4 protein-coding genes are annotated in these 6,618 nt (G+C 57.2%); all 4 read left to right on the forward strand.

Features of this window, described 5'->3' with window-relative positions; translation table 11 throughout:
- The first annotated feature begins 42 nt into the window (after positions 1-42).
- The 4 genes from clpX (at position 43) to ppiD (ending at position 6,392) form a co-directional block, all read left to right on the forward strand.
- Positions 43-1,317: an ATP-dependent protease ATP-binding subunit ClpX gene (clpX, locus tag ACW5XD_RS12900; protein ID WP_042037414.1), complete on the forward strand. Its 1,275-nt coding sequence runs from the start codon at positions 43-45 to the stop codon at positions 1,315-1,317.
- A 141-nt stretch (positions 1,318-1,458) separates the two neighbouring features.
- Positions 1,459-3,813 (forward strand): endopeptidase La, encoded by a 2,355-nt coding sequence (gene lon, locus ACW5XD_RS12905; RefSeq protein WP_456495227.1) that lies wholly within the window; start codon positions 1,459-1,461, stop codon positions 3,811-3,813.
- A 240-nt stretch (positions 3,814-4,053) separates the two neighbouring features.
- Positions 4,054-4,326, forward strand: a complete 273-nt coding sequence (gene hupB, locus ACW5XD_RS12910; RefSeq protein WP_270824333.1) for a nucleoid-associated protein HU-beta — start codon at positions 4,054-4,056, stop codon at positions 4,324-4,326.
- Between the two features lie 152 nt (positions 4,327-4,478).
- A complete protein-coding gene (ppiD, locus tag ACW5XD_RS12915) occupies positions 4,479-6,392 on the forward strand; it encodes a peptidylprolyl isomerase (RefSeq protein ID WP_456495228.1) in 1,914 nt (637 codons plus the stop codon).
- The last annotated feature ends 226 nt before the right edge of the window (positions 6,393-6,618 follow it).

Below are 6,618 nucleotides of genomic sequence, written 5' to 3' on the forward strand. Positions count from 1 at the left end.
AACAGGACGATCCATCCTCTATTGATAAAACGAGGTTGCTGAATGACAGAAAAACGCAAGGGTGAGGGTGATAAGCTGCTCTACTGCTCTTTTTGCGGCAAAAGCCAGCATGAAGTGCGCAAGCTGATCGCTGGCCCTTCCGTCTACATATGTGATGAGTGTGTCGAGCTGTGCAACGACATCATCCGCGAAGAGATCCGCGAGATCTCTCCCAAGCGCGATGGTAGCGAGCTGCCGACCCCTCATGAAATCCGTGCTCACCTGGATGACTATGTGATCGGGCAGGAATATGCCAAGAAGGTGTTGGCCGTGGCCGTCTACAACCACTACAAGCGTCTGCGCAACAGCAGCGAAGCCGGTGGTGTGGAGCTGGGCAAGTCCAACATTCTGCTGATTGGTCCGACCGGTAGCGGCAAGACGCTGCTGGCCGAAACACTCGCTCGTCTGCTGGATGTACCCTTCACCATGGCCGATGCCACCACACTGACCGAAGCCGGTTACGTGGGCGAAGACGTGGAGAATATCATCCAGAAGCTGCTGCAAAAGTGTGACTACGACGTAGAGAAGGCCCAGCGTGGCATCGTCTACATCGACGAGATCGACAAGATCTCCCGCAAGTCAGACAACCCCTCCATTACCCGCGACGTGTCCGGGGAAGGGGTGCAGCAGGCCCTGCTCAAGCTGATCGAAGGCACTATCGCTTCCGTCCCGCCGCAAGGTGGACGCAAGCACCCACAGCAGGAGTTCTTGCAGGTCGATACCTCCAAGATCCTCTTTATCTGTGGTGGCGCCTTTGCCGGTCTGGACAAGGTCATTGAGCAGCGTTCCGTCAAGGGCACCGGCATAGGTTTTGGCGCTGACGTCAAATCCAAGAACGCCAGAGCGACCCTGAGCGAGAACTTCGCCAAGGTGGAACCGGAAGATCTGATCAAGTACGGTCTGATCCCCGAGTTCATCGGTCGTCTGCCGGTGGTCGCGACCCTGACCGAGCTGGACGAGGCTGCCCTCATCCAGATCCTGAAAGAGCCGAAAAACGCGCTGACCAAGCAGTATGCCGCGTTGTTCGATCTGGAAGGGGTGGAGCTGGAGTTCCGTGACGACGCCCTTAACGCCATTGCGCGCAAGGCGATGGAGCGGAAAACCGGTGCCCGTGGTTTGAGATCCATAGTGGAAGCCGTGCTGCTCGATACCATGTATGACCTGCCGTCTCTGGACGGTGTCAGCAAGGTGGTGATCGACGAGACGGTGATCAAAGGGGACTCCGCGCCCTTGATGATCTATGAAAATCCCGAGACCCAGGCCGCTGCATCAGAGTAACAGTCTGATTTTTAATCAAATGAAAGGGGCTTTTTGCCCCTTTCATGCTTTTTACGGTTTCGGCGATTGAATCTCATCTCTACGCCCCCATATACTCAGCCAAGCGCTTTGCCAACGGTATAACAAGCCGAGAGGACATATATGAACCTAGAGCGTTCAGAACGCATCGAGATTCCCGTCCTGCCTCTTCGTGACGTGGTGGTTTACCCCCACATGGTCATTCCACTCTTTGTGGGGCGGGAAAAATCCATTCGCTGTCTGGAAGCGGCCATGGAGCAGGACAAGAAAGTTCTGCTGGTGGCCCAGAAGGATGCGTCAACCGATGAGCCGACGGTGGAGGAGATCTTCTCCGTCGGGACAGTGGCCAATATTCTACAGATGCTCAAGCTGCCGGATGGCACCGTCAAGGTGCTGGTGGAAGGTGGCCAGCGTGCCCGTCTTGAGCGGATGATCGATGACAAGGACTTCTTCGTCGGTGAGGCGCAGTACATCGCCTCCACTGCCATCGAGGAGAAGGACCAGGATGTGCTGGTACGCTCCGCCATCGGTCAGTTTGAAGGCTATATCAAGCTCAACAAGAAGATCCCGCCCGAGGTGCTGACCTCGATTTCGGCGATCGACGATGCTGCGCGTCTGGCCGATACCATGGCCGCGCACATGCCGCTCAAGCTCGAAGACAAGCAGAAGGTGCTGGAAATCGCCTCTGTGTCCGAGCGCATCGAGTTTCTGATGGCGATGATGGAGTCGGAGATTGACCTGCTGCAGGTCGAGAAACGCATCCGCACTCGCGTCAAGAAACAGATGGAGAAGAGCCAGCGCGAGTACTACCTCAACGAGCAGATGAAGGCCATCCAGAAAGAGCTGGGTGAGTTGGAAGACAGCCCGGACGAATTCGAAGCCCTCAATCGCAAGATTGAAGAGGCGGGGATGCCGGAGGAGGCTCGTGAAAAAGCCCAGGCCGAGCTCTCCAAGCTGAAGATGATGTCCCCCATGTCTGCCGAAGCCACCGTGGTGCGTAGCTACGTGGACTGGATGGTGCAGGTGCCATGGAAGGCGCGCTCCAAGGTCAAAAAAGACCTTGGCAAGGCGCAAGAGGTGCTGGACGCGGATCACTTTGGCCTGGAGAAGGTCAAGGATCGCATCCTCGAGTATCTGGCGGTGCAGGCGCGGGTGAACAAGCTCAAAGGCCCCATTCTCTGTCTGGTCGGTCCTCCCGGTGTGGGCAAGACCTCGCTGGGCCAGTCCATCGCCAAGGCGACCGGTCGCAAGTACGTGCGCATGGCGCTCGGCGGCGTGCGTGACGAGGCGGAGATCCGCGGTCACCGTCGCACCTATATCGGTTCCATGCCCGGCAAGCTCATCCAGAAGATGGCGAAGGTTGGCGTGAAGAACCCGCTGTTCCTGCTCGATGAAATCGACAAGATGAGCTCGGATATGCGCGGCGATCCCGCTTCCGCCTTGCTGGAAGTGCTGGATCCGGAACAGAACAACAGCTTCAACGATCACTACCTGGAAGTGGATTATGACCTGTCGGACGTGATGTTCGTGGCCACCTCCAACTCCATGAACATTCCGGGTCCGCTGCTGGACCGGATGGAAGTGATCCGTCTGTCCGGTTACACCGAAGACGAGAAGCTCAACATTGCCAAGCAGCATCTGGTTGCCAAGCAGATCCAGCGCAACGGCCTGAAAGAGTCCGAGATCACCATCGAAGATTCTGCTCTGGTCGGGGTGATCCGCTACTACACCCGCGAGGCGGGGGTGCGGAATCTGGAGCGCGAGATCTCCAAGATTTGTCGCAAGGCAGTCAAGCGCATCCTGCTGGACAAGAGCATCAAGCATGTTCAGGTCAATCAGGCCAACCTCAAGGAGTTCCTCGGGGTACAGCGTTTCGATTACGGCAAGGCCACCGATCAGAACCAGGTGGGTCAGGTCTGTGGTCTGGCGTGGACCGAAGTGGGCGGCGATCTGCTCACCATCGAGACCACCAACATGCCGGGCAAGGGCAAGCTCACTTACACCGGCTCGCTCGGTGACGTGATGCAGGAGTCCATCCAGGCCGCCATGACGGTGGTGCGTGCTCGTGCCGAGAAGCTGCGCATCAATGCGGACTTCTACGAGAAGCGCGATATCCACGTGCACGTGCCGGAAGGGGCGACCCCGAAAGACGGTCCGAGCGCAGGTATCGCCATGTGTACCGCCCTGGTCTCCAGCTTGACCGGCAATCCGGTCCGTGCTGATGTAGCCATGACGGGGGAAATCACCTTGCGTGGCGAAGTCTTGCCCATCGGCGGTCTCAAAGAGAAGTTGCTGGCGGCCCATCGCGGTGGCATCAAGCGTGTGCTTATCCCGAAAGAGAACGAGCGCGATCTCGAAGAGATCCCGGACAACGTCAAACAAGACCTTGAAATCTATCCTGTTCGCTGGATTGACGAGGTGCTGGAACTGGCGTTGCAGGACAATCCGCAGGGGTTTGAGCGCGTTTCTGTCGTGTAAATGTTGATGCGCCGCAAATTTGGCGCATTCGGAGGGTGGTTAAGGCTTGCATGCGCCGGATAACGGAAGTAGCCTTGACCACCGATCGGGTACTCGTGATGAGTCGCAATGCGTGATGTGGCGCGGGTTTGCGCTAGATTGTCACTTGCAACTGATCAGGAGGCTTGCTATAAAACTTCCACTTGTTGTGGCCAGGGAAATCGGCGCCGCAGCGATGTTCGATAAAAGGGGAATATAAGAGTGAATAAATCTCAACTGATTGACAAGATTGCAGACGGTGCTGATATCTCCAAAGCCGCTGCTGGCCGTGCGCTGGATGCTTTCATTGACGCCGTGGGTGAAGCTCTGAAAGAGGGTGACCAGGTTGCTCTGGTGGGTTTTGGTACTTTCGCCGTACGCGAGCGTGCTGCCCGTTCTGGCCGTAACCCGCAAACTGGCGCGACCATCGAAATCGCTGCTGGTAAAGTTCCTGCCTTCAAAGCCGGCAAGGCCCTGAAAGACTCGGTCAACTAAGTCCGGGCGCTGATATCACATCGGCCACCGTCCTTGGTCGCAGACCAGACAAGTGAGAGGGCTCTCCCTCATACTGATTGACCAAGGCGCATCGCAATCGGTGCGCCTTTTCATTATTTACGCCCATCGAGTTCGGGAGCATAAGTACAAACATGATGTTGGATAAACTACGCGAAGGGGCGCAGGGCAAGGTAGCCAAGGTTATCTTGGGCCTGATCATCCTCTCCTTTGCCTTGGCCGGTGTAGGTAGCTACCTCAATGGCCCGGCACGTACCGCCCCCGCCACCGTCAACGGCAATGAGATAAGCTCGGCTGCGCTGGAAAATGCCTATCGCAATGAGCGGGCCCGCATGGAATCCCAAATGGGCGAGTCTTTCAGCCAGTTGGCCGCCAATCCTGGTTACATGAAGCAGTTCCGCCGCGGTGTGCTGGACCGCCTGATCGATCAGGCCCTGTTTGACAGCAAGGCCCGTGAACTGGGTCTGCGCGTCAGCGATGAGCAGATCAAGCAGGCCATCGTCGCCATGCCAGAGTTTGCCGAAGATGGCAAATTCAACAATGACCGCTATCTGCAGCTCATTCGTCGTGCCGGTATGACGCCTGAGATGTTCCGTGACTCTCTGCGACAGGACATGGTGCGCCAGCAACTGATGGGCGCCCTGCTGGGCTCCGAATTTGCGCTCAAGGGTGAAGCCGAGCAACTCGACAAGCTCTACAACCAGACCCGGGATCTGCGCCTGGTTCGTCTGTCTGCCGACTCTTACATGGGGGATGTACAAGTCTCTGATGAGGAAGTGGAACAGTACTACAAGACCAACAGTGCCCGTTTCATGAACGATGAGAAGGTCAAGGTTGACTATCTGCTGCTGGATGCCTCCACCCTCGGCAAAGAGATCAAGGTCACCGAACAGGATGCTCAAGATTATTACGATCAGCATCAGGATCTGTTCCAGCGTGCCGAGCGCCGTCAGGTGGCACACATTCTGATCCCGTTTGGCAAGGACGAGAAAGCCGCCGAGCAGAAGGCCGAGGCCGTGCTGGCCAAAGCCAAGGCCGGTGACGATTTCGCCGCGCTGGCCAAGGCCGACTCTTCCGATACCTTCTCCGCCAAGAAGGGCGGCGAGCTCGACTGGTTCGAGAAAGGGGTGATGGATCCGGCGTTCGAGAAGGCGGCTTTCGCCCTCGGCAAGGCGGGTGATCTCTCCGCCGTGGTGAAGAGCCCGTTTGGTTTCCACATCATCAAGCTGCTGGGGGTTGAAGCGGCCCAGACCAAGCCGTTTGCCGATGTGAAAGGGGAGACCATCAGCCGTTTGCAGGCTGACAAGGCCAAGGAGCAGTTTTTTGCCGAGCAGCAGAAGATGGCTGACAGCAGCTTTGAGAACCCGGATTCGCTGGACTTGACTGCCGATACCATGGGTCTGAAGGTACAATCTACCGGCTATTTCAGCCAGGCCGATGCGCCGGCACCGCTCAATGATCCCAAAGCGCTGTCCACTGCGTTTTCCGAGCAGCTGCGCGATGACAACACCAACTCCGATGTGATCGAACTGGCTGATGGCAAGGCGCTGGTCATGCATATCACAGGCTATCAACCGAAAGCGGCCAAACCGCTGGCGGAGATCAAGGAGCAGGTGATTGCGGCCATCAAGCACGACAAGGCTGGTGAAGTGGCCCGTGGCAAGGCGCAGGGTCTGCTGGACAAGCTGAAGGGCGGTGAGAATATCCAGGCCGATCTGACTGCGCTGGGTCTGAAGGTGGAGACGCACAAGGGTGTTGCTCGCTTCACTCAGGACATGGATCAGAACCTGCTGGCCCAGGCGTTCCGCATGCCCCATCCGATCGATGGCAAGCCGAGCGTCGAGCTGGTGACCGAAGCCAACGGCGATCGCGTCGTAGTGGCGCTGGACAAGGTCAACGTGAGCAAGGAGCCATCCCAGATGGTCAGCCTGCTGCAAGGACAGCTTGGCCAGGGCAAGGCTCAGGCGAGCTACAAGTCGCTGATCGACGAGCTGCGCAAAGCGGCCAAGATCGAGTACTTCACCGATGTGGAAGCCACAGTCGAATAAACCCGACCGGTTGCAATCCATTGAAAACGGCCCCGTAATGGGGCCGTTTTTTTATCTGTGCAGTGCTGATGTATTGCACTGGCTACATGACCTGATTGCTGCGCGGACCAAGGTTGACCGTCTGCAGAGGACGATCGCCGGCCATAAAAAAAGGCTCTGTCCCAATTACGTGTTGAAAGGCTAATCTTGAAGTAGGCCATCTCCTTGAGGTCTACCATCATGGATA

It is taken from the genome of Aeromonas enterica, assembly GCF_054052465.1.